At 70.9% G+C, this 24,195-nt stretch carries 23 protein-coding genes and 1 riboswitch; of the genes, 12 read left to right on the forward strand and 11 right to left on the reverse strand.

What is annotated here, in order from left to right:
• Positions 1-149: 149 nt before the first annotated feature.
• From hisG to ACWDAK_RS26545, 6 genes are all read right to left on the reverse strand, one after another.
• Positions 150-998, reverse strand: a complete 849-nt coding sequence (hisG, locus tag ACWDAK_RS26520) for an ATP phosphoribosyltransferase (protein ID WP_344634687.1) — start codon at positions 996-998, stop codon at positions 150-152.
• Positions 999-1,057: 59 nt separating this feature from the next.
• Entirely contained in the window at positions 1,058-1,330 is a 273-nt protein-coding gene (locus tag ACWDAK_RS26525) for a phosphoribosyl-ATP diphosphatase (RefSeq protein ID WP_344634688.1), read from the reverse strand.
• A 333-nt stretch (positions 1,331-1,663) separates the two neighbouring features.
• On the reverse strand, positions 1,664-2,137 hold the full coding sequence (gene ribH, locus ACWDAK_RS26530) for a 6,7-dimethyl-8-ribityllumazine synthase (protein ID WP_344634689.1): 474 nt from the start codon (positions 2,135-2,137) through the stop codon (positions 1,664-1,666).
• A 29-nt stretch (positions 2,138-2,166) separates the two neighbouring features.
• Complete coding sequence (locus tag ACWDAK_RS26535) at positions 2,167-3,450, reverse strand: bifunctional 3,4-dihydroxy-2-butanone-4-phosphate synthase/GTP cyclohydrolase II (protein WP_344634690.1); 1,284 nt, start codon at positions 3,448-3,450, stop codon at positions 2,167-2,169.
• Positions 3,447-4,094 carry a nicotinamide mononucleotide transporter family protein gene (locus ACWDAK_RS26540; RefSeq protein ID WP_344634691.1) on the reverse strand — a complete coding sequence of 216 codons (648 nt, stop codon included), beginning with the start codon at positions 4,092-4,094 and terminating at the stop codon, positions 3,447-3,449. Before ACWDAK_RS26540 ends, ACWDAK_RS26535 begins: the two co-directional genes overlap by 4 nt.
• Positions 4,091-4,768: a riboflavin synthase gene (locus ACWDAK_RS26545; RefSeq protein WP_427394980.1), complete on the reverse strand. Its 678-nt coding sequence runs from the start codon at positions 4,766-4,768 to the stop codon at positions 4,091-4,093. The genes ACWDAK_RS26540 and ACWDAK_RS26545 overlap by 4 nt, the downstream gene beginning before the upstream one ends.
• 208 nt (positions 4,769-4,976) lie before the next feature.
• A riboswitch (FMN riboswitch) is annotated at positions 4,977-5,104 on the reverse strand.
• Between the two features lie 735 nt (positions 5,105-5,839).
• Here ACWDAK_RS26545 and ACWDAK_RS26550 point away from each other — a divergent pair.
• The 8 genes from ACWDAK_RS26550 (at position 5,840) to ACWDAK_RS26585 (ending at position 12,946) form a co-directional block, all read left to right on the forward strand.
• Positions 5,840-6,088 (forward strand): SCO4226 family nickel-binding protein, encoded by a 249-nt coding sequence (locus tag ACWDAK_RS26550; RefSeq protein WP_344634693.1) that lies wholly within the window; start codon positions 5,840-5,842, stop codon positions 6,086-6,088.
• A 129-nt stretch (positions 6,089-6,217) separates the two neighbouring features.
• A complete protein-coding gene (locus ACWDAK_RS26555) occupies positions 6,218-6,883 on the forward strand; it encodes an MSMEG_1061 family FMN-dependent PPOX-type flavoprotein (protein WP_344634694.1) in 666 nt (221 codons plus the stop codon).
• A gap of 894 nt (positions 6,884-7,777) precedes the next feature.
• Positions 7,778-8,083 carry an urease subunit gamma gene (locus ACWDAK_RS26560; RefSeq protein WP_344634695.1) on the forward strand — a complete coding sequence of 102 codons (306 nt, stop codon included), beginning with the start codon at positions 7,778-7,780 and terminating at the stop codon, positions 8,081-8,083.
• Positions 8,084-8,184: 101 nt separating this feature from the next.
• Complete coding sequence (locus ACWDAK_RS26565) at positions 8,185-8,745, forward strand: urease subunit beta (RefSeq protein WP_427394979.1); 561 nt, start codon at positions 8,185-8,187, stop codon at positions 8,743-8,745.
• The gene (gene ureC / locus ACWDAK_RS26570) at positions 8,745-10,469 is read left to right on the forward strand and encodes an urease subunit alpha (protein ID WP_427394978.1); all 1,725 of its coding nucleotides are present in this window, start codon (positions 8,745-8,747) and stop codon (positions 10,467-10,469) included. Before ACWDAK_RS26565 ends, ureC begins: the two co-directional genes overlap by 1 nt.
• Positions 10,470-10,534: 65 nt before the next feature.
• Positions 10,535-11,221 (forward strand): urease accessory protein UreF, encoded by a 687-nt coding sequence (locus ACWDAK_RS26575; protein WP_427394981.1) that lies wholly within the window; start codon positions 10,535-10,537, stop codon positions 11,219-11,221.
• A gap of 31 nt (positions 11,222-11,252) precedes the next feature.
• Positions 11,253-12,005 carry an urease accessory protein UreG gene (gene ureG / locus ACWDAK_RS26580; protein WP_344634698.1) on the forward strand — a complete coding sequence of 251 codons (753 nt, stop codon included), beginning with the start codon at positions 11,253-11,255 and terminating at the stop codon, positions 12,003-12,005.
• The gene (locus ACWDAK_RS26585; protein ID WP_427394977.1) at positions 12,002-12,946 is read left to right on the forward strand and encodes an urease accessory protein UreD; all 945 of its coding nucleotides are present in this window, start codon (positions 12,002-12,004) and stop codon (positions 12,944-12,946) included. The genes ureG and ACWDAK_RS26585 overlap by 4 nt, the downstream gene beginning before the upstream one ends.
• 4 nt (positions 12,947-12,950) lie before the next feature.
• Here the strand turns inward: ACWDAK_RS26585 and ACWDAK_RS26590 are convergent, their stop codons facing one another.
• Entirely contained in the window at positions 12,951-14,336 is a 1,386-nt protein-coding gene (locus ACWDAK_RS26590) for a uracil-xanthine permease family protein (protein WP_344634700.1), read from the reverse strand.
• Positions 14,337-14,630: 294 nt separating this feature from the next.
• A complete protein-coding gene (locus ACWDAK_RS26595) occupies positions 14,631-15,083 on the reverse strand; it encodes a pyridoxamine 5'-phosphate oxidase family protein (RefSeq protein WP_344634701.1) in 453 nt (150 codons plus the stop codon).
• 276 nt (positions 15,084-15,359) lie between these two features.
• Between ACWDAK_RS26595 and ACWDAK_RS26600 the strand changes: the two genes are divergently transcribed.
• On the forward strand, positions 15,360-15,983 hold the full coding sequence (locus tag ACWDAK_RS26600) for a hypothetical protein (protein ID WP_344634702.1): 624 nt from the start codon (positions 15,360-15,362) through the stop codon (positions 15,981-15,983).
• 138 nt (positions 15,984-16,121) lie between these two features.
• Here ACWDAK_RS26600 and ACWDAK_RS26605 read toward each other — a convergent pair whose 3' ends face one another.
• Both ACWDAK_RS26605 and ACWDAK_RS26610 read right to left on the reverse strand, forming a co-directional pair.
• Positions 16,122-18,131, reverse strand: a complete 2,010-nt coding sequence (locus tag ACWDAK_RS26605; RefSeq protein WP_344634703.1) for a translation factor GTPase family protein — start codon at positions 18,129-18,131, stop codon at positions 16,122-16,124.
• A gap of 258 nt (positions 18,132-18,389) precedes the next feature.
• Positions 18,390-18,773 (reverse strand): hypothetical protein, encoded by a 384-nt coding sequence (locus ACWDAK_RS26610; protein WP_344634704.1) that lies wholly within the window; start codon positions 18,771-18,773, stop codon positions 18,390-18,392.
• Between the two features lie 295 nt (positions 18,774-19,068).
• On the opposite strand from ACWDAK_RS26610, the gene ACWDAK_RS26615 reads away from it, so the two are divergent.
• On the forward strand, positions 19,069-19,752 hold the full coding sequence (locus tag ACWDAK_RS26615) for a DUF5995 family protein (RefSeq protein ID WP_344634705.1): 684 nt from the start codon (positions 19,069-19,071) through the stop codon (positions 19,750-19,752).
• A 69-nt stretch (positions 19,753-19,821) separates the two neighbouring features.
• Here the strand turns inward: ACWDAK_RS26615 and ACWDAK_RS26620 are convergent, their stop codons facing one another.
• Positions 19,822-21,261, reverse strand: a complete 1,440-nt coding sequence (locus ACWDAK_RS26620) for a GuaB1 family IMP dehydrogenase-related protein (RefSeq protein ID WP_344634706.1) — start codon at positions 21,259-21,261, stop codon at positions 19,822-19,824.
• A gap of 495 nt (positions 21,262-21,756) precedes the next feature.
• On the opposite strand from ACWDAK_RS26620, the gene ACWDAK_RS26625 reads away from it, so the two are divergent.
• On the forward strand, positions 21,757-22,440 hold the full coding sequence (locus ACWDAK_RS26625; RefSeq protein ID WP_427394976.1) for a PadR family transcriptional regulator: 684 nt from the start codon (positions 21,757-21,759) through the stop codon (positions 22,438-22,440).
• The gene (locus ACWDAK_RS26630) at positions 22,437-24,056 is read left to right on the forward strand and encodes an MFS transporter (protein ID WP_427394975.1); all 1,620 of its coding nucleotides are present in this window, start codon (positions 22,437-22,439) and stop codon (positions 24,054-24,056) included. The genes ACWDAK_RS26625 and ACWDAK_RS26630 overlap by 4 nt, the downstream gene beginning before the upstream one ends.
• The last annotated feature ends 139 nt before the right edge of the window (positions 24,057-24,195 follow it).

The following is a 24,195-nucleotide window of genomic DNA, read 5'->3' on the forward strand; positions in this document are numbered from 1 at the left end:
GCCGTCTGAAGGGCGGCGAGGGCGGCCCGCTCACGCTCGGTGACATGGGTAAGGCCCTCGACGGCGCCGGCCGGTCCAAATCGATCAACTGGATCGAACGGCTGGGTCAGCCGACTCTACCGAGGCCTTATCCGTCGCGGGCGACGGGGTCAGAGGCGGCAGGCGTGGATGTTGGTGACCAGGATGGCGCGGGCGCCGATCCCCCACAGGTCGTCCATGATCCGCTGGGCCTCCTTGCGGAGCACCATCGCCCGGACGGCCACCCAGCCCTCGGTGTGCAGCGGGGAGACGGTCGGCGACTCCAGGCCCGGGGTGAGCGCGACGGCGTCGCTGACCTTCTCGGCGCGGATGTCGTAGTCCATCAGCACGTAGCGGCGGGCCACCAGCACACCCTGGAGGCGGCGCAGGAACTGCTCGACCGCCGGGTCCTCCCCGGCGCCCTTGGGCCGGATCACCACGGAGTCGGAGACCAGGATCGGCTCGCCGAACACCTGGAGGCCCGCGTTGCGCAGGCTGGTGCCGGTCTCCACCACGTCGGCGATCACATCGGCGACGCCCAGCTGGACGGCGGTCTCGACGGCACCGTCCAGCTTGGTGACGGTCGCCTTGACCCCCTGGTCGGCCAGGTGCTTCTCGACCAGGCCGGTGTACGAGGTGGCGATCCGAAGCCCTTCCAGGTCCTGGACGTCCTTCATCCCGGCACCGACCGGCTTGGCGAAGCGGAAGGTCGAGCCGGCGAAGCCCAGTGCGAGCACCTCCTCCGCGTCCGCGCCCGAGTCCAGCAGCAGGTCGCGGCCGGTGACACCGACGTCGAGCCGGCCGGAGCCGACGTAGACGGCGATGTCGCGCGGGCGCAGGAAGAAGAACTCGACCTGGTTCTCCGGATCGACCAGCACCAGTTCCTTGGGGTCCTTGCGCTGCCGGTAGCCGGCCTCATGGAGCATCTCCGCCGCGGGACCCGAGAGCGAACCCTTGTTGGGGAGGGCGATGCGGAGCATGAGAGAGGAATCCTTCGCTGTGGAGGGGGTTGTGGTGCGTCGGGGTGGTCGGGATCGGTTCAGAGGTGGGCGTAGACGTCGTCGAGCGTCAGACCACGGGCGACCATCATCACCTGAAGGTGGTAGAGGAGCTGCGAGATCTCCTCGGCGGTCCGCTCGTCGCTCTCGTGCTCGGCAGCCATCCAGACCTCGGCGGCCTCCTCCACGACCTTCTTGCCGATCGCATGGACGCCCTGCTGGACGAGCTGCGCGGTACGGGAGGACGAGGGGTCGCCGTTGGCGGCCTTCTGCTGGAGCTCGGTGAAGAGCTCCTCGAATGTCTTGGAAGCCATGATGAGCTCACCTTACGGCTTGCGGGCTGACCGACGGTAAACGGTCCGCAGCGTGGACGCTCCCATGGACTATCGCAGACGCACCCGCTCGTGGCCCTCAAGGGCGCGAACCACCGCGCGTGCGGCCTCCCCCGGCTTTCGCCGGAGCCACCCGACCGGCCTCGTGACGACCTCGCGACGACCTCGCAACGGCCGAGGGCGCGGGGAGCCACGACCGTCAAGGTCATGACTCCCCGCGCCCTCGGACGGTGCGGGTACGGGCGACCGGGCATCCCCGGCGGTGCGGGGCCGGGCGCGCGGGCGTCCCGGCCTGCTATCGAGGGCGAGCCCCCGCTACGCGAGTCCGCGCAGCGTGACGGCGGTGGCGACCGCCGCAGTCACGGCCTCGTGGCCCTTGTCCTCGGCGGAGCCCTCCAGGCCCGCGCGGTCGATCGCCTGCTGCTCGTTGTCGCAGGTGAGGACGCCGAAGCCGACCGGGATGCCGGTGTCGACGCTGACCTGGGTGAGGCCGAGGGTGGCGGCCTCGCAGACGTAGTCGAAGTGCGGGGTGCCGCCGCGGATGACCACGCCGAGGGCGATCACCGCGTCGAAGCCGCGCTCGGCCAGCCGCTTGGCGGCGACCGGGAGTTCGAAGGTGCCGGGAACGCGGATGACGGTGGGCTCCGCGATGCCCAGCTCCTTGAGCGCGCGGTGGGCACCGTCCAGCAGGCCGTTCATCACCTGCTCGTGCCACTGCGCGGCGACGACGGCGACCTTCAGGTCGGCGGCGTCATCGATGGTCAGTACGGGGGCTCCGTGGCCGCTCACGTTCGTATGTCCTTTGCTGGTCGGGAAGTTCAGGAGTTGATGTCGAGCCAGGGCAGCTCGTGGCCCATCCGGTCGCGCTTGGTGCGCAGGTAGGCGGTGTTGTGGGCACCCGGCTCGACGGCCACCGGCTGCCGGCCGTTGACGGTGAGGCCGTACTCGGTGAGTGCGGCGATCTTGTCGGGGTTGTTGGTGAGCAGGGTCAGCGAGCGCGCCCCGAGGTCGGCCAGCATCTGGGCGCCGATGCTGTAGTCCCGGGCGTCGGCGGGCAGGCCGAGTTCGAGGTTGGCGTCGACGGTGTCCCGGCCCTGCTCCTGGAGTTCGTAGGCGCGCAGCTTGTGGGCGAGCCCGATGCCCCGGCCCTCGTGGCCGCGCAGGTAGAGCAGCACGCCGCGCCCAGCGGTGGCGATCTCCCGCAGCGAGGCCTGGAGTTGGGGTCCGCAGTCGCAGCGCAGCGAACCGAGTACATCACCGGTCAGGCACTCGGAGTGGACCCGCACCAGCAGATCCTCGCCGTCCGGGACCCGGCCGTCGGCACCGAGGCCGCCGGCCACCAGGGCGATGTGCTCGACGCCGTCCAGGGTGCCCTTGTAGCCGACGGCCGTGAAGTCGCCGTGCTCGGTGGGCAGGGCGGTGACGGCGGCGCGGGCCACGTGCAGTTCGGTGCGGCGGCGGTAGGCGATCAGGTCCTCGATGGAAATGATCGACAGACCGTGCCTGCGGGCGAAGGCGACCAGTTCGGGCAGCCTGGCCATGGTGCCGTCGTCGTTGACCACCTCGGCGATGGCGCCGGCGGGCGGGAGTCCGGCCAGCCGGGCGAGGTCCACCGCCGCCTCGGTGTGGCCGGGGCGGACCAGGACGCCGCCCTCGACCGCGCGCAGCGGGAAGACGTGTCCGGGTCGGGTGAGGTCGCCGGGCCCGGTGGCCTCGCTGGCGAGCAGCCGGACCGTCCGGGCCCGGTCGGCGGCCGAGATACCGGTGTCGACGCCGTCGCGGGCGTCCACCGAGACCGCGTACGCGGTGCCCTTGCGATCCTCGTTGACCTGGGTCATCGGCGGCAGCTTGAGCCGGTCGAGCTCGGCGCCGGTCATCGGCACGCAGATCACGCCGGAGCTGTAGCGGATGGTGAAGGCCATCAGCTCGGGGGTGGCGGCCGAGGCGGCGAAGATGATGTCGCCCTCGTTCTCGCGGTCCTCGTCGTCGACCACGATCACCGGGCGGCCGAGCGCTATGTCGGTGATGGCGTGCTCGACCGGGTCGAGGGCGAGGCTGTCGTCCAGCAGCGGGTGGACGTCGTGGACGGGCTGGGTGGTCATGCCGTGGCTCCCTGGAGGACGGCCGTGCTCGCGGCACGGGGGATGCGGGTGCGCAGCCACCAGGCACGCAGGCCGAGCAGCACCAGTACGAAGTAGATGACGTAGGTCAGACCGGAGAAGGTGTAGCCGCTGGAGAAGGCGAGCGGAACGCCGACCACGTCGACCGCGATCCAGGCGAACCAGAACTCGACCCAGCCCCTGGCCTGCGCGTACATCGCGGCCAGCGTGCCGACGAAGATGTAGGCGTCCGCCCACGGGCTCCAGGACAGCTTGGGGTAGGCGAGGAACAGCTCGGCCAGGCCGACGGTGGCCAGCGCGGTGGCGCCGGCCAGCAGCGCGCGCTCCGTCCAACTGGCGAAGCGGACCTCGATGTCACCGGTGTCGCGGCGGCCGCGCTGCCACCGGTACCAGCCCCAGACGGCGGCGACGATCACGATGCCCTGCTTGCCGACCAGTCCGGCCAGATGTCCGGAGAGGTAGGCGGCGATCAGTACGACGCCGGAGAGCACCTGGACCGGCCAGGTCAGCATCGAGCGGCGCCAGCCGAGCGCGAGGGCGAGGAGTCCGAGCAGGTTGCCGGCCATGTCCGTCCACTTGACCGGCTGGCCGAGAACCGAGAAGGCGGTGTCGTTGAGCCAGTTCACGAGGCGTCCTCCGCGGCGGCGGGTGCGGCGAGGGTGCTGGGCAGGGTGCGGGTGTCGAGGAGGCGCTCGACGTACTTGGCGAGGACGTCCACCTCGAGGTTGACCGGGTCGCCGATGCCCTTGGCACCGAGGGTGGTGAGGGCGAGGGTGGCCGGGATGAGGCTGACGGTGAAGCTGTCGAGGGCGGCTTCGACCACGGTGAGGCTGACGCCGTCCACGGTGATCGAGCCCTTCTCGACCAGGTACCGGGTGATGCTCTGCGGCAGCGAGAAGCGCAGCACCTCCCAGCGGAGGTTGCCCTCGGCATCGCGTTCGCCCGGCTCGCGGGAGAGCAGGGTGCCGGTGGCGTCGACGTGGCCCTGGACGAGGTGTCCGCCGAGCCGGTCGCCCAGTGCCATGGCGCGCTCCAGATTGACCCTGGAACCGGGCTTCAGGGCGCCGAGACTGGAACGATGGAGCGTCTCGGCCATCACGTCGGCACTGAACTCGCCGGTGGCAGCGGCCAGTTCCTCGGGGCTGTCGACCACGGTGAGGCAGACGCCGTTGACCGCGATGGAGTCGCCGTGCCGGGCTCCGGAACAGACCACCGGGCCGCGCAGGCGGATTCGCGAGGAGTCGCCGAACTCCTCGATGGAGACGACCTCGCCGAGCTCTTCGATGATGCCGGTGAACACCCGGGTTCTCCTCGCGCTTAGGGCGCGGACTCCGGGGCGGCATGGGAGATGACACGGACAGCAATGCCCAGGGATGCCCGACCGGGCACTCCTGGATGTCGGGAGCGCTCCTCGGCACCGGCCGGGTACGACCGCTGCGAGGGGACGGAGTCCTCCCGGCACACCATCCGCGGCCCCTCGGGTGGAGCCGCGGCACTGCTTGTCCGCCCGCGCACGCCTCCCATCCGGACTTTAACCGTCGGTCCAGGAATTTCACCTGGTCAACCGGCCGCTGGCTGCGGACGGGTCGCGGACTGTAACCGCCGGTTCGGATTTTCACCGACCCCGGAGCGCGCTGAACGTCACTGCTACTGCGGTCATTCTGCCACGCTCCCCGACGGACGAGGAGGGGAACTCACTGTGGCCTGGTTCACTTGGCCAGATCGGCGCCGGCGGGAATATCCCGCACCCCGGCGGCAGATCGAGCACCGCGACCCGCTGGGCACGCAACTGGCCCGGCTGCGGGGGGAACTGACCGTCCGGCGCAGGGCGCCGGCGGCCCGAGGAGTGCGCGGGCCCGCCCGCCGACCGCCAACCAGACTGAGTGCGGAGGTGGTTGGGGCCATCGGCCGTCGGCCATCGACCTCGAGCCGGACGGCGAGGGGCATCCGCCGCGCGCGGCCGAGGCCGGTGCCGGCTCCGGCCACCGCCTCGGCCGCCGGTCGGGGTTGCGCGGCCCGCGCAGCGGGTAACCCGCCAGGTTGCGAGCCCGGTCGGCCTCGTCCAGCGGCGACACGCATCGTCGCCGGCGGCCACGGACCGGGCTCGACCACGTTGCGGACCGACCCGCGACGGCCCGTTCGACGACAGCCCGTTCGACGACGGCCGACTGCGGGCCGGCGCCGCGAGTCCAACCCGTACCGCGCCCCCGGACGCCGGCCCAGCGGACGGCCCCGGGGACGGCCCCTCTCCGCCTCCGCCAACCGCACGCCCAGGCCTCTGGCGCCACACCTCCACCGGGGCGCACCCTGTTGGTATCCACGGCACCGGGCGGTGTCGACCCGGGCCACCGACCAGTGGAGGTGTGGGGCGATGGCCACCTTCATGGACGTCCACCACGGGATGACCGGCATCACCGCCGAACAGCTCGCGGCCGCACACCGGGCCGACCTGGCGATCCAGGCCGGGGAGCACGTGCACTTCAAGCAGGCCTGGGCCGACCCCGAGACCGGCACCGTCTACTGCCTCTCCGACGCCCCGTCCAAGGAGGCCGTCCAGCGGGTGCACGAGCGCGCCGGACACCGGGCCGACGAGATCCACCACGTGTCGATCACGATCTGACCGACTCGGACCGGCACCACCGGCTCACCCGGTACGACGGGCCCGACCCGACCGGACGCCGCACCCGGGAGCCCCGGAACGGCGAAAGCCCCTGTCCGTCCTCCGGGTACTCGACTAGATTGCCGATGCGTGACCACGACACCGCTGGCTCCGGGCCGGCTCTTCGACGCCCTGAGCACCGCCGCACTGCGGGACACCGCACAGCTGCGCGAGATCTACGAGCAGCCGAGCGAGCACGCCCGCCGGAAGCAGGTGGACCACCTGCACGACAGCGCCCAGCAGCTGATCGGCTGCGCCTCACTGGTGTTCATGGCCAGCGCCGGGGCGGACGGGCGGACCGATGTGACTCCGCGGGGAGGCCCGCCCGGGTTCGTCTCGGTGCTGGACGTGCACACCCTCGCCATACCGGACGCGACCGGCAACAAGCGGCTGGACAGCCTGCACAACATCATCGAGACCGGACAGGTCGGCCTGCTGTTCGTCATCCCGGGCCGCGACAGCACCCTGCGGGTCAACGGCCGCGCGTGCGTCTCCACCGACCCGCAGCTGCTGGCGCAGCTGACCGCCGTCGGCAAGCCGCCGCGCAGCGCCGTCGTGGTCGCGGTCGAGGCGGTGTACGGACACTGCCCGAAGTCCTTCCTGCGGGCGGGCGCCTGGAAGCCCGAGAAGTGGCTCTCCCCCGACGCCGCACCCAGTTCGGCCCAGGTCACGCTCTCCCATCTGAGCGACCCGGAGCTGACGATCGAGATGATCGAACAGTCCGAGCGCGAGGCGCTGCTGTACCGCTACGAGTGACGCCCACCCCGAGCGAGTTCCGCCCCAGAGCCCGGCCCGGCGTTCCACCGGCGGTTTCCAGGGGTCGCTGCAACCCGTGGTCGGTCGTCCAGGCCGCGAGCAGTTCAGACAGACGCTCGGCTGGGGTTTCCCAGCCGAGCGTCTTGCGTGGGCGGCGGTCGCGCACGCCGGGCTGACGGACACTCAGGGTGCGGCGGAACGAAAGCGGGTGACCGAACGGAACGTCAGGCTCCGCTTCCCACTGGCACGTTCGGGCCTTCGGTCCGCCGGCCACGGACAGCCTTCGGGGCGGTCGACTCGGTCAAACCTTGACCCCGAAGAGTTCAACATTTTGTCAACGCTTCCACTCTCCCGCCCCACCAGCCACACGCCCGCCCACCCGCCAACCCGCCCCCATCAGGGATTATTCCTTTCGGCAATCGATCCGCTACGCTACGCATCCGGTATCGCTCACTTGCCTCCGGCCGGGTCAGGCGTACTGTTCCGATCCGGGAGCAGAGCACGAACGGACACCGCCCGAACCGAGCGGTGTCGGCGGGCGGGACGACGTTCTCGGGAGTTCCTGTGCAGGCTGCGGAGCAGGCGTCCGAAGGGGCGCCATCAGGGCTGGCCCACGGACCACGGCGCCGCGCAGCCACCGGCCCCGACGCCACCGCCTCGATCAGGTCCGTCTCCCCCACGAACGGCGTGCCGACCTGATCCACCGGTACGGCGCACTCCGCTCCACCCGCTGACAGGGCTTCGCCGACGCCGCCGAAGCCCCGGCCATCGAGGCCCTGGCCGCCGACATCCGGCTGACGAAGCCCGGCTGACCGAGTCCCGACCCACAGGGCCTTCTCCCCCGGCCGGTCCAGCGTCGGACCGGCCAAGCCCTCCACCGAGAGAAGTGACGCCGTGAACCTCTCGCCCCGAGAGATCGACAAGCTCCACGTCTACGTGGTCGCCGACCTGGCCCGGCGCCGCCGCGACCGGGGCACCAAGCTCAACTACAGCGAGGCCGCCGCGCTCATCACCGAGGCCGTACTGGAGGCCGCCCGCGACGGGCACACCGTGGCCGAGTGCATGGAGATCGGCCGCAAGGTCGTCGCAGCCGACGAAGTCATGCCTGGCGTAAGGGAGATGCTCGGCGTGCTCCAGGTCGAGACCGCCTTCGTGGACGGAACCAAGCTGGTCACCTGCCACGACCCGATCCACCCCTGACCGTACCGAGCCGCCCGGCCGCCCGCGCCGCACCACACCGTGCCGCGCAGGTGCCCCGGAGTACGAGCAAACGCCCTTGCCGCACCGAGGAGTCAAGCAGGATGTCCGGGGGATCCCAGTACCTCTACGGCGATGATCCGGTCGAGATCAACGCGGGCCGGGCCACGACCAGGCTCACCGTCGCCAACACCGGCGACCGGGCCGTGCAGATCGGTTCGCACTACCACTTCTTCGAGGCCAACCGCGCCCTGAGCTTCGACCGCGAGGCCACGTACGGCATGCACCTGGACATCCCCTCCGGCACCGCCGTGCGCTTCGAACCCGGGGACACCCGCGAGGTCGATCTGTGCGCCTTCGGCGGCACCCGTCGCCTGGTCGGCTTCGCCGGGCTGGTGAACGGCGGCCTGACCGCGCCCGACACCCGCCGGACCGCCCTGCGCCGCGCGGCCGACCAAGGCTTCCGTGACGCGCCGGCGGGGGTGGGGGCCGGAGTACCGGCTGACACACCGGCGGTCGTGCCGACGGTCTCGCTGACAAACGCTCCGATGACCGAACCGTCGGCCGTACCGACCACCGCGCCGACGACCGATCCTGCGACCGCACTGGCGACGGTACCGCCGACCGCCTCGGCGAACGACGAGAACGAGGGGGCCGACGCCTGATGGCGCTCCTGCCGCGCAAGCAGTACACCGACCTGTTCGGCCCGACCGTCGGCGACCGGTTCCACCTGGCCGACACCAACCTGCTGGTGGAGGTCGAGTACGACCACAACGCCGGCTCCTACGGCGACGAGGCCGTCTACGGCGGCGGCAAGGCCATCCGGGACGGGATGGCCCAGGACCCCGCCGCGCTGAGCCGTGAGGGCGCGCTCGACCTGGTCATCACCAACGTGGTGGTGATGGACCCGGTGCTCGGCATCGTCAAGGGCGACATCGGCGTGAAGAACGGTCTGATCGCCGGCGTCGGCAAGGCCGGGAACCCGCATCTGCAGAACGGTGTCGACCCCGCGCTGGTGATCGGCCCCGGCACCGAGGTGGTCTCCGGCGAGCACCTGATCGCCACCGCCGGCGGGGTGGACACCCACATCCACTTCATCTCGCCGCAGCAGGCCCAGGAGGGCCTGTCCAACGGCATCACCACCTTCTTCGGCGGCGGCACCGGGCCGACCGACGGCACCAACGGCACCACCTGCACCCCGGGTCCGTGGAACATCCACCGGATGCTGGAGGCCGTCGAGGAGCTGCCGGTCAACGTCGGCCTGCTCGGCAAGGGCAACGCCAGCCTGCCCCAGGCACTGCGCGAGCAGGTCGAGGCGGGCGCCGCCGGTCTCAAGGTCCACGAGGACTGGGGCGCCACCCCCGCCGTGATCGACGAAGCGCTGCGGGTCGCCGACGAACACGACGTCCAACTGGCCATCCACACCGACACGTTGAACGAGGGCGGCTTCTTCGAGGACACCCTCTCGGCGATCGACGGGCGTACCATCCACACCTTCCACACCGAGGGCGCGGGCGGCGGCCACGCTCCCGACATCATGCGGGTCGCGGGTGAGCCCAACGTGCTGCCGTCCTCCACCAACCCGACCCTGCCGTACACCGTCAACTCGGTGGACGAGCTGCTCGACATGGTGATGGTCTGCCACCACCTGTCCCGGGACATCCCCGAGGACGTCTCCTTCGCCGACAGCCGGGTGCGCGCCGAGACCATCGCGGCCGAGACGGTGCTGCACGACCTCGGCGTGATCAGCATCTTCTCCTCCGACTCCCAGGCCATGGGCCGGGTCGGCGAGTCCTTCGCCCGCGCCTTCCAGACCGCCCACCACTGCAAGGACAAGCGCGGCGCCCTGGCCGAGGACAGCTCGCGCAACGACAACGCGCGGGTACTGCGCTACCTGGCCAAGCTCACCGTCAACCCGGCGATCGCGGTCGGCGCCGCCGACGTGATCGGTTCACTGGAGCCCGGCAAACTGGCCGACATCGTGCTGTGGCCCATCCACTCCTTCGCCGCCAAGCCCAAGCTCGTCATCAAGGGCGGCATGGTCAACTGGGCGCTGATGGGCGACCCCAACGCCTCGCTGCCCACCCCGCAACCGGTCTACTACCGCCCGATGTTCGGCGCGATGGGCCGCGCCCGGCAGCGCACCTCGGTGACCTTCATGTCCCAGGCGGCCGTCGCGGCGGGCGTCCCGGGCGAGCTCGGCCTGCGGCGCCGGATCGAACCGGTGCGGCGCTGCCGTACGGTCGGCAAGCAGCACATGGTCCGCAACGACGCGCTGCCGAAGATCGTGGTGGACCCGGAGACCTACAAGGTCACGCTGGACGGCGAGGTGGCCACCATCGAGCCGGCCGAGCGCCTCCCGCTCAGCCAGCTGTTCTACATCGCCTGATCCGGCCGACACGACGTGATACCGGTCGACAACTCCCAGTCAGGAACACCGGCTTGAACGAACCGATGCAGATCCCGGCACTGCTGACCGGGCTCCAGCTCACCGACTCGGCCTTCCCCAGCGGCTACTACACCCTCTCCCACGGCCTGGAGGGCTTCCAGCAGTCGCGCGCGGTCTCGCCGCGCACCCTGCCAGCGCTGCTGCACGACCTGCTGCGGCACGGCGCGGGCCCGGCCGACGCGACCGCCCTCGCCCTCGCCCACCGCGCGGTGTCCGCCGGCGACTGGGAGCAGCTGGTGGCGGTCGAACGACGGCTGTACGCCGCCAAGTTGGGCCGCGAGTCCCGGCAGGCTGCCGTCCGTACCGGGCGGCAGCTGCTGGACCTGGCCGGAGAGGTCTACGGCACACCGGAGATCGAGCGCTACCGGGAGCTGTACCGATCCAGCCGGGTGCACGGCTGCCAGCCGGTGGTCGCCGCCGCCGTGCACGCCGGCAACGGCGTGACGGCGCGGCAGGCGGTCACCTGCGAACTGTTCGCCTTCGCGGCCAGTTTCACCGGCGCCGCGCTGCGGCTGCGGCTCACCGACCACCGGCGGGCGCAGGTCGTACTGCACGGCGCGGCCCCGGTGATCGAGGAGGCCGTCGAGGCCGCCCTGCGCCGCGAGTTGGCCGACCTCGGCAGCTGCACACCGCTGGCCGACGTGATGGCAGGCCGCCACGAGCGTGCCGATGCCCGCCTGTTCGCCAGCTGAACCGACCTCCCCACTCCCCCTGAGGACTGTCATGCACGACCCCACACAGGTACGCGGAACCCACCACCACGACCACGACGGCCTCGTCCGCCGTCCCGAGGACGGCGTGCTGCGGGTGGGCATCGCCGGCCCGGTCGGTTCCGGCAAGACCGCGCTGATCGAGGCACTGGTCCCGGTCCTGATCGGACGCGGCCGCACGCCCGCCGTGATCACCAACGACATCTACACCTCGGAGGACGCCGCACACGTCCGGCGCACCCTGGCCGGCGTGCTGGACGCGGACCGGATCGTCGGCGTGGAGACCGGCGCCTGCCCGCACACCGCCGTCCGGGACGACCCGACGATGAACCAGGCTGCCGCCGACGAACTCCTCGAACGCTTCCCGGAGATCGACACCCTGCTCTTCGAGAGCGGCGGCGACAACCTCACCCTCACCTTCAGCCCCGCCCTGGTCGACCTGTTCCTGTTCGTCCTGGACACCGCCGAGGGTGACAAGATGCCGCGCAAGAAGGGCCCCGGCATCACCGAGTGCGAGCTGCTGGTCATCAACAAGACCGACATCGCCCGGTACGTGCGCTGCGACCTCATCAGGATGGAGGCGGATGCCCGGACGGTCCGGGAGGGCCGGCCGGTGGTCCTCACCAATGCGCTGACCGGCGAGGGCCTGGACGCAGTCGCCGACTTCCTCCTCGCCCACCCGCGGGCGAACGGCGCCGCGCCCCGGAGCGAGCGCGTCCCGCTCGCGCACACGGCGGCGAACAGCTCGGCGGCGGTCCCCGCATGACGGCGGCACCCGAGCGGCTGGACCCCGCGCACTACGAGCCCCGCCGGGTACCGGGCCGGCTGCTCGAACTCGCCGGCAGCCCGGACACCCTGGCCGCCGGGCGCCCCGGCAAGGTCGGCCTGCTCGAACTGCGCTACACCCGGGTCGGTGAGCGCACCGAACTCGTCCACCGCTACCAGAAGTCCCCGCTGCAGATCGTGCGGCCGCTCTACATCGACCCGCTGCGGCCCGATCTGCCGGTCACCTTCCTGATGTCCACCGGTGGCGGGATCGTCCAGGCCGACCGCAACCGCATCGACATCGACTGCGGTCCGGGCAGCGCCGTGCACCTGACCACCCAGGCCGCCACCAAGGTGCACCGGATGGAGTTCGACCACGCCACCCAGCTCGTCAACCTGACGGCGCGGGCCGGGAGTTACGTCGAGTACCTGCCAGACCCGCTGATCCCCTACCGGGACGCCCGGCTGTACCAGCACACCGTGGTCACGGTGGACCCCGGCGCCACCGTCCTGCTCGGCGAGACCATCGCCGCCGGACGGCTCGCCCGGGGCGAGCGGCACGCCTACCGGATGCTCTGCAGCGACCTGGAGATCCGGCGCCCCGACGGCGAGCCGCTGGCCGTGGACACCGTTCGGCTGGAGCCGGGCGAGGGCGGCGAGGGAGTCAACGGCCCGGCCGTGCTGGACGGTTACGACCTCATGTCGAGCCTCTTCGCCGTCACCCCGCTCGCCCCCGCCGACACGGTCGCCGACACCCTGGACGAGGCGCTGCGGCCCACTTCACTGACGTACGGGGTGAGCACCCTGCCCGGGGAGTGCGGAGCCTGGGTCCGCGTGATGTCCGACGAGTCCCCCGCGCTCACCCGCGCCATGCGCGCCGCCTGGGACGCGCTGCGCCGTCTGCTGATCGGCGTGCCCGCCCCTGACCTGCGAAAGAGCTGACGCCCTACTGCTCCGGCGTGGTGCTGTCGTACTCGCTGGTGCCCGCGTCCAGCAGCGGGGTCTGCGGCTCCTTCATGTGTGCCGGGGCCATCGGGCGCAGCACGTGGTACCCGAGCAGCACCACCAAGGTGCCGAGGGCGATGCCGCTGAGCGAGAAGTTCTCGGTGATCTTCAGCGACACGTTGCCGATGCCGATGATCACGCCGGCCGCCACCGGGACCAGGTTCAGCGGGTTGGTCAGCTCCACCCGGTTGTGCACCCAGATCTGGGCGCCGAGCAGACCGATCATGCCGTACAGGACGACGGTGATCCCGCCGAGCACTCCGCCGGGGATGGCGGCGACCACTGCGCCGAACTTGGGGCAGAGGCCGAAGAGGATCGCGAAGCCGGCGGCGCACCAGTACGCGGCGGTGGAGTAGACCCGGGTCGCGGCCATCACGCCGATGTTCTCGGCATAGGTGGTGGTGGCCGGGCCGCCGACGCTGGTGGAGATCATGGTGGCGGCGCCGTCCGCCATGATCGCCACGCCCATCCTGTCGTCCAGCGGATCACCGGTCATCTCGCCGACCGCCTTGACGTGTCCGGCGTTCTCGGCGATCAGCGCGACCACCACGGGCAGCGCCACCAGCACGGCGGAGGCGGAGAAGCTCGGGGTGTGCAGGGTCGGCAGGCCGATCCAGTCGGCCTTGCTCACGCCCGAGAGGTCGAGCCGCCAGTGGTCGCCCACCACCCCGGCACCGTTGGCGGAGTGGATCTGCCCGAAGATCCGGTCGGAGACCCAGGAGAGCGCGTACCCGAACACCAGGCCGAGGAAGATTGCGATGCGCGACCAGAAACCGCGCAGCGCCACCAGGGCGAGTCCGGTGAACAGCATGGTGAGCAGCGCGGTCCACTGGTCCTGCGGCCAGTACGTCCCGGCGGCGACGGGGGCCAGGTTGAAGCCGATCAGCATCACGACGGCGCCGGTGACGACCGGCGGCAGCACCGCGTGGATCACCTTCGCGCCCGCCGCCTGGACCACCGCGCCGCAGGCCGCCAGCACCGCACCGACCACCAGCAGTGCACCCGTCAGCGTCGCGGCGTCACCGCCCTGTGCCTTGATCACGGCGGCCACCCCGACGAAGGACAGGCTGCTGCCGAGATAGCTGGGGATCCGCCCGCCGGTGACGAGCAGGAAGAAGATGGTCGCGACGCCGGAGACCATCACGGCCAGGTTGGGGTCCAACCCCATCAGCACCGGCGCCACGAACGTCGCGCCGAACATGGCCACCACGTGCTGGGCCCCGAGTCCGATGGTGCGCCCCCAGCTGAGCCGCTCGTCCGGCTTCACCACCGCACCGGGCGCCGGGCTCCTTCCGTCGCCGTGCAGCTTCCAGCCGAAGCCCGCCATGGGTCACTCACTCTCCTCGTCGGCAATGGGAACGCCCATGCGGGCAGATCGGGCCAACAGCCGATCACACCACACGCCCTGATGCAAAAACCCGCCGCCGGACGGGTGGCCGCCCAGCCGGGTACGGCGGCTCCGCCGCCGGCTGTCCCGCTCTCAACCTGGGCCGCCGGCAGCCGAGTTCGGCGACCGGCGGCCGAAGGGGCTACCGGATTTGCGTCAGCACCCGGGCACTCGAGCGGCTTTCGGCGCACGGCGAAGGCACTGCCACCGGATCACCTGTGCGCCGTCGCCGCGTCACCTGCGCCGGAACACCTCCACCGGACGGCCCGGACGCCAGAGCCGGATCACGAGCTCGCCGTCCTCGACGGTGGTGGTCACGGCCTCCTGGAGGTCCAGGCGGAACGCATGGAAGTCACCGGGCGGCTCGCCGCCGGTGGCGTAGCCGGCCTTGTCCCCACGGTCGGTCACCTCTACCGCGCCCCCTTTGACCTTGGCATCACCGTCATCGCTCGGGTGGGCGTGGATCGCGCACCGGTCGTCCCGCCGGAGGTCGCGAGCCTTGACCGCGTTCAGCATCGAACCGAACGACAGATCCGGCCCCTTGAAGTCGACTTCCGTCCCACTCACCCGGGGCGAACCGTCCTTGCGCGGTGTCGCCAGGATGTAGGTCCTGGCCGCCTCCAACCGGGACTTCACCACGGCTGCGAGCTCCCCGGCCTCTTCCTCGAACTGTTTCCACGTCGCCATGCGCGCAGCATCACAGGAGGGACTGACACTACGGCTTCAATGAGTTGACGATACATCAGGCACGTATCAGACGTTTGATCCGACAGTGGGTCGAGCATCCGGACCACTCCCACTAGGGGTTGCACCCCCGACCCGTCCCCGAGTCAGCGTCCGTGCCCACCCCCAGAGAACAGGGCGTCGATCTCCCCCTCAACGGCGATCCCCGGCCGCTCCGAACGGAGCACGATCTTCCATGTCGCCCGACCGCACCGGAAGAAATCAGAAGGACCCGCCACCGTGACCGCCGCAGCCCCCGCCCCCGTCTCGCCCGCCGTCGCCACCGCCACCCGCCCCACGGGCCGTCTGTCGGTGCTCGCCGGCATCGCCGCCCCCGCACTGTTCGGCGTGTACGGCGTGATCCGGCTACTGCCGGGCTCTCGCCAACCGGGCCCGGGCTGGACCGTCGGGCACCTGTGCCTGCTCGGCGCGCTGCTGACCTTCGGCGTGGTCTTCCGCGACCTGTACCGGGTGCTGGCCGAGCGCGGCCGGGTGGCGGCGGTACTCGGCTACGGCACTGCGATGGTCGGCACGGCCACCGGCGTGGGCCAGGTCCTGATCGACCTCTACAGCGGTTTCCGGGCCGACACCCTGGCCGAGCAGAACCGGTTCTTCGCCGAGGTGCAGAGCTACCCGGGCGTGCTGCCGATCTTCTACCAGGTGCTTCCGGTCTTCTTCCACCTGGGTCTGCTGGCCATGGTGATCGTGCTGGCGGTCCGCCGCCGCCTCCCGTTCTGGAGCCCGCTTGCCATCCTGGCCGGTGTGGTCGCGATGGCCGCCTCGATGGACATGATGACGGTCGGCGTCGCGTTCTACGCCCTGGCTCTGCTTCCCCTCTACCGCCAGGCCAGCCGCCAGGCGTAACCACTCGGACGCCGGCCACCGAACGCCGGCCAGCGCTGCCGCAGGCGCCGGGATCCCCGAGATCCCGGCGCCTGCGGCGCATCCGGCTCCCTCGCTTTCACAGCCTTGGCCCCCAGCCGCGGCGCCGGGAGCCGGAGTTCACCCCGCCTGCCCGCCGCGCTGCGCGAGGTGCCGGAGGTACTCCGCGCGGTTGAGCGGGTTGCCGTCCGTCCGCCGGCCGGCCGAGTAGGCGCCCGGCGCGTGACCGGTGACCGCCCGGTCTCCGCCGGGACGGGACCACCAGACACCTTCGCCGCCGGTGAGTGAGGCCAACTGCCGCTTGAAGACCGGCACCTGGCGCAGCGGAATGCCGCCCTCGAGCAACCAACCCTCCCCCTGGGCGGACGACCGCCTGATCTCGGCCTCGAGTCCGACGAGCCGGGCGACGACCGGGTTGACGGCCTCGGCGGGGAGTTCCAACTCGAAGTCTTGGCAGGGCTCGTAGAGCCGGGTGCCGGCCTGCGCGAGAGCCCGCATGAGGACCAGCGGGGTCAGGTTGCGGAAGTCGGTGGCGGTGCTGATGGGGCTCGCGAACCCGGACCGGGTCAGGGTGATGGTGCAGTCGGTCACCGGCCAGCCGTGGAGGCCCTGCTGGAGGCATTCGTGCACGGTGTCCTCGATGGCGCGGTGGAAAGCGCGCGGCAGCGCGCCGAGTTCGGTCTCCCAGCGGAAGCTCACGGCGGAGCCGCGGCTCGCGGGTTCGACCCGCAGTCCGACGGTCGCGAAGAACTCGTTGCGCCCGCGCCGGTCGATCTCCTCGAACGCCTCGCCGCCGCCCGCCGGCCGCTCGGTGTACCGGATCCGGGACGGCTCGAAGACGGCCTGGACCGCGAACTCCTCGCGCAGCCTGGCCGCGATCACCTCCCGCTGCACCTCGCCGTACAGCAGCAGCGACATCCGGCCGCCGGGCAGTACGCGGGCCTGGATCAGCGGGTCCTGCTCGGCGAGCGCGCTCAGGGCCTCGTGCAACCGGGTTGCGAGGTTCGGCGGCTCCGGCCGGACCACGACCTCGAGGGACGGCGGGGTGAAGCCGTCCTGCTCCTCGCACAGTTCCGACTCGCCCGGCATTCCGAGCCGGTCACCGACCCGGGTCTCGGCCAGGCCGCGCAGGCGCACGATGCTGCCGGCCACGGCCCTGGTGTCCGAGGATGCCGAGCCGACCACGGTCAGTTCGGTGACGCGGCCCTGGTACTGCCGGTACCGGCCGTCCGCCTCCCGCCGGTGCAGGGTGAGCCGGTCGCCCCGGGCCACCGTCCCGGCGAACAGCCGCAGGCAGCAGATCTTCTCGCCGGCGCTGCCGCGTTCGATCGCGAAGACCGTGCCGCGCGGCGCGTCACCGAAGGGCTGCGGCGGGACCGGCAGCAGCCGGGTGATGCCCTCCAGCAGGGTCGGAATGCCCTCGCCGGTGCGGGCGGAGCCGAAGACCACCGGGTGCACGAGGCCCGCCGCGGTCTGCGCGGCGATACCCGCCCACAGTTCCTCGTGGGGCGTCGGCCGGTCCAGGACGAGACGGGTCAGCAACTCGTCGTCGTTCACGGAGAGCAGGTCGGTGACCGCGGTGTGGAAGTCCGGGTCGTCGAGTGCGCACGGCCTGGTCCGGACGGTCGAAGTACCGATGCCCGCAACCGTGTTGAGCGGCACGAGCCCAGGCGCGAGCCGCCGCCGGATGGCTGCCAGCAGTTCGTCGTGGCGGGCGCCGGCGCGGTCGATCTTGTTGATGAAGATCAGCACGGGGATGCCCATCCTGCGCAGGGTGGCCATCAGTACCCGGCTCTGCGCCTGGACGCCCTCGACGGCGGACACCACCAGGACCACCGCGTCCAGGACCCGCAGGGCCCGTTCCACCTCGGCGATGAAGTCGACATGGCCGGGGGTGTCGATCAGGTTGACCTGCAGGCGGCCCGCGGGGCCGGCGGTGGTGAAGGAGGCGACGGCGGAACGGATGGTGATACCGCGCTCGCGCTCGATGTCGCCGGTGTCCGTCTGGGTGGTACCGGCGTCCACCGAGCCGAGCCGGTCGATCGCGCCGGTCTCGAACAGCAGTCGCTCGGTCAGGCTGGTCTTACCGGCGTCGACGTGCGCCAGAATACCGATGTTCAGGGTGGTCATGAGTGGCGGAATCCTCGGAAACGCTCGAAAGAACGGGGAGCTTGGGGTTTCCGAGAACCTGGCGCATCTCACTCTCCTGACTGTGACGGCACGAGCTTCGTCATCCTGTCACCGGGACCCGCCGCCCGCACGCGAATTAACGCGGCGGGCCGCGACCGAACCAGCCCGGCGGACCACACCGGGCCTCGACGGACCGCGTCGGGCCCGGGACCGGGGCCCGACCGGGGCCCGCCGCTCAGTGCGCCGAGGCCCCGCCGTTCAGTGACTGAAGCGGTGGTGGCCGAAGCGGTGGCGCCGGGTGGCCGGCGGCGACTTGTCGGCGTCCAGATCCTGCACCGCCTGGTCCACCTGCGTATCACCCGTCGGGCTCCGGCGGGCTTCCCGCGCGGCCCGCTTGTCGACCCGCCGCGCGACGGCGCGGCGGCGGTGCCTGCGGGCCCCCGACGAGGCCAGCATCCAGCCCAGCGCGAAGAGCAGGGTCAGCGCGATACCGGCGAGGAAGATCTCCAGGGCGTTCATGGTCCCGATGTGGTTGCCGAACAACGTGATCGCGTAGTCGGAACCGGCCTGGAGGTTCTGCGAGATCAGCAACGCGGCGAACCCGGCGCTCACGACGAGCAGCAGCAGTCCGAGGAGGAACATCGAGGGCCTCCCTTCAAGGGCTCATGCTGAGATATATGCCCTGAATAGGAAATTTAGACCCACTTGGCCAACTACTGTCACGATGGTGACGCCCTGCACCCGAACGGGCACCCATCGCACTCCACCCGGATCCCTGCCCTCCGACGCACCCACGGCGACACCGAGGCTCCCCCGACCCGCCCCCTGGTGGCCCGCGCCCCCGCTCGACGGGCACCCGCCCGGCGGATTCCGCGCGGGTCGGGCGCCTGGCAACGTGAACGGCCGGGGGCTTCACCGGCGGAGGGCGGACGAGACGATGACAACCACCGATGTCCTGACGATCGATCAAGTCATCAGTCGTATGCGCGACTTGGCCGAGCGGCTGCCACAAGGGGACGGCATCGAGGTCTTCAACGCGATGTACCTGACGGTGACCGAACTGGTCAGGGACCGGCTGGCGACGGCCTACTTCGACGACCCCGCGGGGATGGCCAGGCTGGACGCCGTCTTCGCCGCCCGCTTCCTCTCCGCCGTCGACACCGCCGATTCGGGCGGTGCGCCGGAGGCCTGCTGGCGACCGCTGTTCGAACTGCGCGGCAACCCCGGCATCCATCCGATCCAGTTCGCGCTGGCCGGGATGAACGCCCACATCGAGAACGACCTGCCGCTCTCCGTACTGGACTGCTGCCGGGTCCTCGGCCTCGAACCCAAGGACGCCGAGGCCGACTACCACCGCATCAACGACCTGCTCGCCGAGGTCGAGTCCCAGGTCCGCGACGAACTGCTGCCCGGCCCCGAGCGGTTGCGGATCGCCGACCCGCTGCTGCACGTGATCGGCGTCTGGAGCATCGACCGCGCCCGGGACGCCGCCTGGGCCAGCGTCCTCGGCCTGTGGGAGCTGCGGCGCGCCCCGCTCGCGTACGAGACCGTCACCACCGCGCTGTCCGACTCGGTGGGCATGGTCAGCCGGGCCCTGCTGACCCCGTTCGACGGGCACTGAACACGCCGTCGGCCGGCCTCCCGCGCACTGCGGGAGACCGGCCGACCGCCTACCGACGCCTGGGAGGCGTCACGCCCAGCTGGAGTGCAGCGGCTTGCCCTCGGCGTAGCCGGCCGCGCTCTGGACGCCCACGATCGCCTTCTCGCGGAACTCCTCCAGGCTGTTGGCACCCGCGTAGGTGCAGGCGCTGCGCACACCCGCGACGATCGAGTCGATCAGGTCCTCGACACCAGGACGGACCGGGTCGACGAACATCCGCGAGTGCGAGATGCCCTCCTCGAACAGGCCCTTGCGGGCGCGGTCGTACACCGACTCGCCCGAGGTCCGGTTGGTCACGGCGCGTGCGGAGGCCATACCGAAGCTCTCCTTGTACTGGCGGCCGTCGGCGGCGGTCTGCAGGTCACCCGGGGACTCCAGGGTGCCGGCGAACCAGGAACCGATCATCACATTGGACGCACCGGCGGCCAGCGCCATGGCGACGTCGCGCGGATGGCGGACACCGCCGTCGGCCCAGACGTGCTTGCCGAGCTTGCGGGCCTCGGCGGCGCACTCCAGGACGGCGGAGAACTGCGGGCGGCCGACACCGGTCATCATCCGGGTGGTGCACATCGCGCCGGGGCCGACACCGACCTTGAGGATGTCCGCACCGGCCTCGACCAGGTCACGGACACCGGCGGCGGAGACCACGTTGCCCGCCACGACCGGGATCTCCGGGTCGAGCGCGCGCACCGCGCGCAGCGCGTTGATCATCGTCTCCTGGTGGCCGTGCGCGGTGTCCACCACCAGCACGTCCGCACCGGCGTCGATCAGCGCCTTCGCCTTGCCGGCCACATCGCCGTTGATGCCGACGGTCGCGGCGATCCGCAGCCTGCCCGCGGTGTCCACGGCCGGGGTGTAGAGGGTGGCGCGCAGCGCACCCTTGCGGGTCAGGATGCCGACCAGCTTCCCCTCGGCGTCGACGACCGGCGCCAGCTTGCGGTGCCCCTCGTTCAGCTTGTCGAACGCGGCGCGCGGGTCGATGCCCTCGTCCAGCAGCAGCAGGTCGCGGGACATCACCTCGGACAGGCTGGTGAACCGGTCCACACCCTGGCAGTCACCCTCGGTCACCACGCCGACCGGCTTGCCGTCCTCGACCACGACCAGCGCGTTGTGCGCACGCTTGGGCAGCAGGGACAGCGCGTCCGCGACGGTGTGACCGGGGGCCAGGGTGAGTGCGGTGTCGTGCACCAGGTGGCGCTGCTTGACCCAGCCGATCACCTCGGCGATCACCTCGGTCGGAATGTCCTGCGGGATGGCCACCAGACCACCACGGCGGGCCACGGTCTCGGCCATCCGGCGACCGGCGATCGCGGTCATGTTGGCGACGACGAGCGGGATCGTGGTCCCCGTCCCGTCGTTCGAGGAGAGGTCGACACCCTGCCGGGAGCCCACGGCGGAACGGCTGGGGACCATGAAGACGTCGTCGTACGTGAGGTCGTACGCGGGCTTGAGGTCGTTCAGGAAGCGCATGAAAAGGGCTCTCTGGCTGGGAGAAATTACACCTCGGGTGCGGCTGCGGATGTCCCGCGAGGGCGCACTCGGGCGCCCCGCACCCAACCGTCGAGTTTCACTCATACCCTGCTCGAAAGCCAGTTCACGAGTGAACGTTGAAGATCCACACAGCTGCCGCCGACCGGGCGGCCAGCCGACTTTGTAGGAAAATCCAAATGGCGCCCTGACTGCCGATGGTGCAGTTCCCGCCAGATCCCAGCCACGACGCACCCCGCCTGCCACGGCACCCGGACCCCGGCCCCACCGAATCAGGACAGCGCCCAGGCAGCTCAACTCGCAGACCGGCGTACCCGCGGCCACCAGCACCCCTCCTGCCCTGCAGACAGCCGTCCCCGGTGAGCTCGATCATGGCCGAAAGCGCACCCCCATCACTCTTGGGCCAGTAACCAGAGCACTCCACTTCATATACTCTAACTGGAGTACCCCACTTGAGGTAGGTAGGAGGCAGGGAACGTGGCCGAACCAAGGGGACGCAAGCTCAATCTGCTGGCCATGGCGATCCTCGAGGTGCTCGAGGAGCGGTCGGCTCACCCGTACGAAATCCACCAGACCATGCGTGACCGGCAGCGCAACCGGCTGGTCAAGCTCAGCGTCGGCTCGCTGTACCACGCGGTGGACCGGTTGGAGCGGCTCGGCCTGATCGAGCCCGTGGGCACGGACCGGCAGGGCAGGCTGCCGGAGCGCACGGTGTACGCGATCACACAGGAGGGGCGGGACGCGTTCGCCGACCGGCTGAAGGAGATGGTCTCCGCTCCCGCGGAGGAGTTCCCGGAGTTCCCGTTGGCACTCGCCCTGCTGCACACGCTCGACCGGGAGGCCGCGATCGAGCGGCTGATCTGGCGGGCCGCGGCGCTGGAGGCACACATCGCCGGCGGCGAGGTGATGGCCACCCGGCTCACCGAGTTCGGTGTGGCTCCCATGTTCTCCATCGACCTCGACTGGCAGCTCACCAGGGCCCGGGCCGAACTGAAGTGGATCAACACTCTGGTGGCACGGCTGCGCAGCGGTGCACTGCCCTGGGACCGGAAGGCCGACGCCCCGCCGGTCCAGTTCGGCCTGATCACAGGCGGGGCCGGGACCGCCGGCTCGTCGGCGCAGGACGCGGACGGAACCGGGAAGGGCACGGCGAGCCGATGAACCCGCGACGCGTCACACGGCCCTGGTTAGCAATCTCCGCTCTCTGCACCGGTCTGTTCATGATCCTGCTCGACAACACGATCGTGAACATCGCGGTCCCTAGCATGATGTCCGACCTGGGGACGGGTCTCGACCAGATCCTGTGGATCGTCAACGGCTACACCCTGGCCTACGCCGTACCACTCATCCTGGCCGGGCGCCTGGGAGACCGCTTCGGACGCAAACGGTTGTACGTCGTCGGGCTGGTGGTCTTCACGCTCGCCTCCGCCCTCTGCGGCCTGTCCGACACCGGCGGCGAGCTGATCGCGGCCCGCGCGGCGCAGGGCGTCGGTGGCGCGCTGATGACCCCCCAGACGCTGGCCTTCATCACGGTTCTGTTCCCGCCGGAGAAGCGGGGTGCGGCGTTCGGGGCGTGGAGCGGGGTCGCCGGGGTGTCGACCATCGCCGGTCCGCTGCTCGGTGGACTGATCGTGGAGAAGCTCAGCTGGGAGTGGATCTTCTTCGTCAATGTCCCTGTCGGTGTCATCGGGCTGGTGCTCGCCCTGCTCGTGGTGCCCGAGTCCCGCAACGCGAGTACCCAGCGGCTCGATCCCCTGGGCATCGTGCTGGTCAGCACCGGGCTGTTCGCCGTCATCTACGCACTCCAGGAAGGCAGCCACTACGACTGGGGCGTGATCGCGGGTCCGCTGTCCGTACCGGTCCTGCTGGTGGCCGGCGTCGTGCTGGTCGCTGCGTTCCTGCTGGTGCAGCAGCGGTCCCCGGAGCCGATGGTGCCGCTCACGCTGTTCGCCGACCGGAACTTCTCGATCGCCAACGTGGTCGCCACGGCAGTGGGTTTCGGCATGGTTGCACTGCTGCCCGTGACGCTCTTCCTGCAGGACGTGTTGGGCCTGAGTGCCCTGGAATGCGGTCTGGTAACCGCCCCCGCATCGGTGTGCGCAGCGATGATCGCACCCTTCGCCGGGTTCAGAGCTGACCGAACGGGCGGCAAATACCTGCTCGTCACGGGCCTGTTGGCCTTCTGCGCCGGGATCGGCGGCAGTGCGCTGCTCGCCGCGCCGAACATGCGCGTGTGGCTGATCGTGCCAGCGGTGATCGTCCTGGGTGTTGCCATGGGGCTGCTGTTCTCCACGATGACCACCGTGGCCCTGCGCGATGTCCGACCGGAGCTGTCCGGCGCCGCCTCCGCGGTGTTCAACACCACACGGCAACTCGGCCAGGCGCTGGGCACCGCCGCCGTGGGCGCGCTGTTGCAGGCGGCACTTCGCACCTCGACCCACCGGGAAGCCGCCACCGCCGCAGAAAGCCTGCCCGTGTCGGTACGCGAGCAGTTCGTCGACAGCTTCACGGCCGTCAGCGCCGGCAGCCCGGCCCGCACGGTCGACGCCCCCGCCGGACTGCCGACGTCGCTCTCGGCGCAGTGGCACCAACTGGGCGTGGGGGTGTTCGGCCACGGCTTCGTCACTGCCATGCGTTGGACCCTGCTACTGCCCATCGCGCTGCTGCTGATCGCTGCCGCCTGCAGCTTCGGCCTCCGCCGCACCCGGAAGGCATCCCGGACCGTTTCCCCCGACACCGCACGGCTGACCGAGACCAGCCATCGGCCCGCTGAGTAGATCGCGACTCCGAGGGGTGGTGCTTCGACACCGGGCGACGACCCCGTGGCGACGATCCGCACAGCCGCCGAGCATGCCACCGGCACGAACGTCACCGGTCCTCCGCGGCAGACGAGTTCTGCGGGGTCTGATCGCTCGC

Source organism: Kitasatospora sp. NPDC001175 (assembly GCF_053598215.1).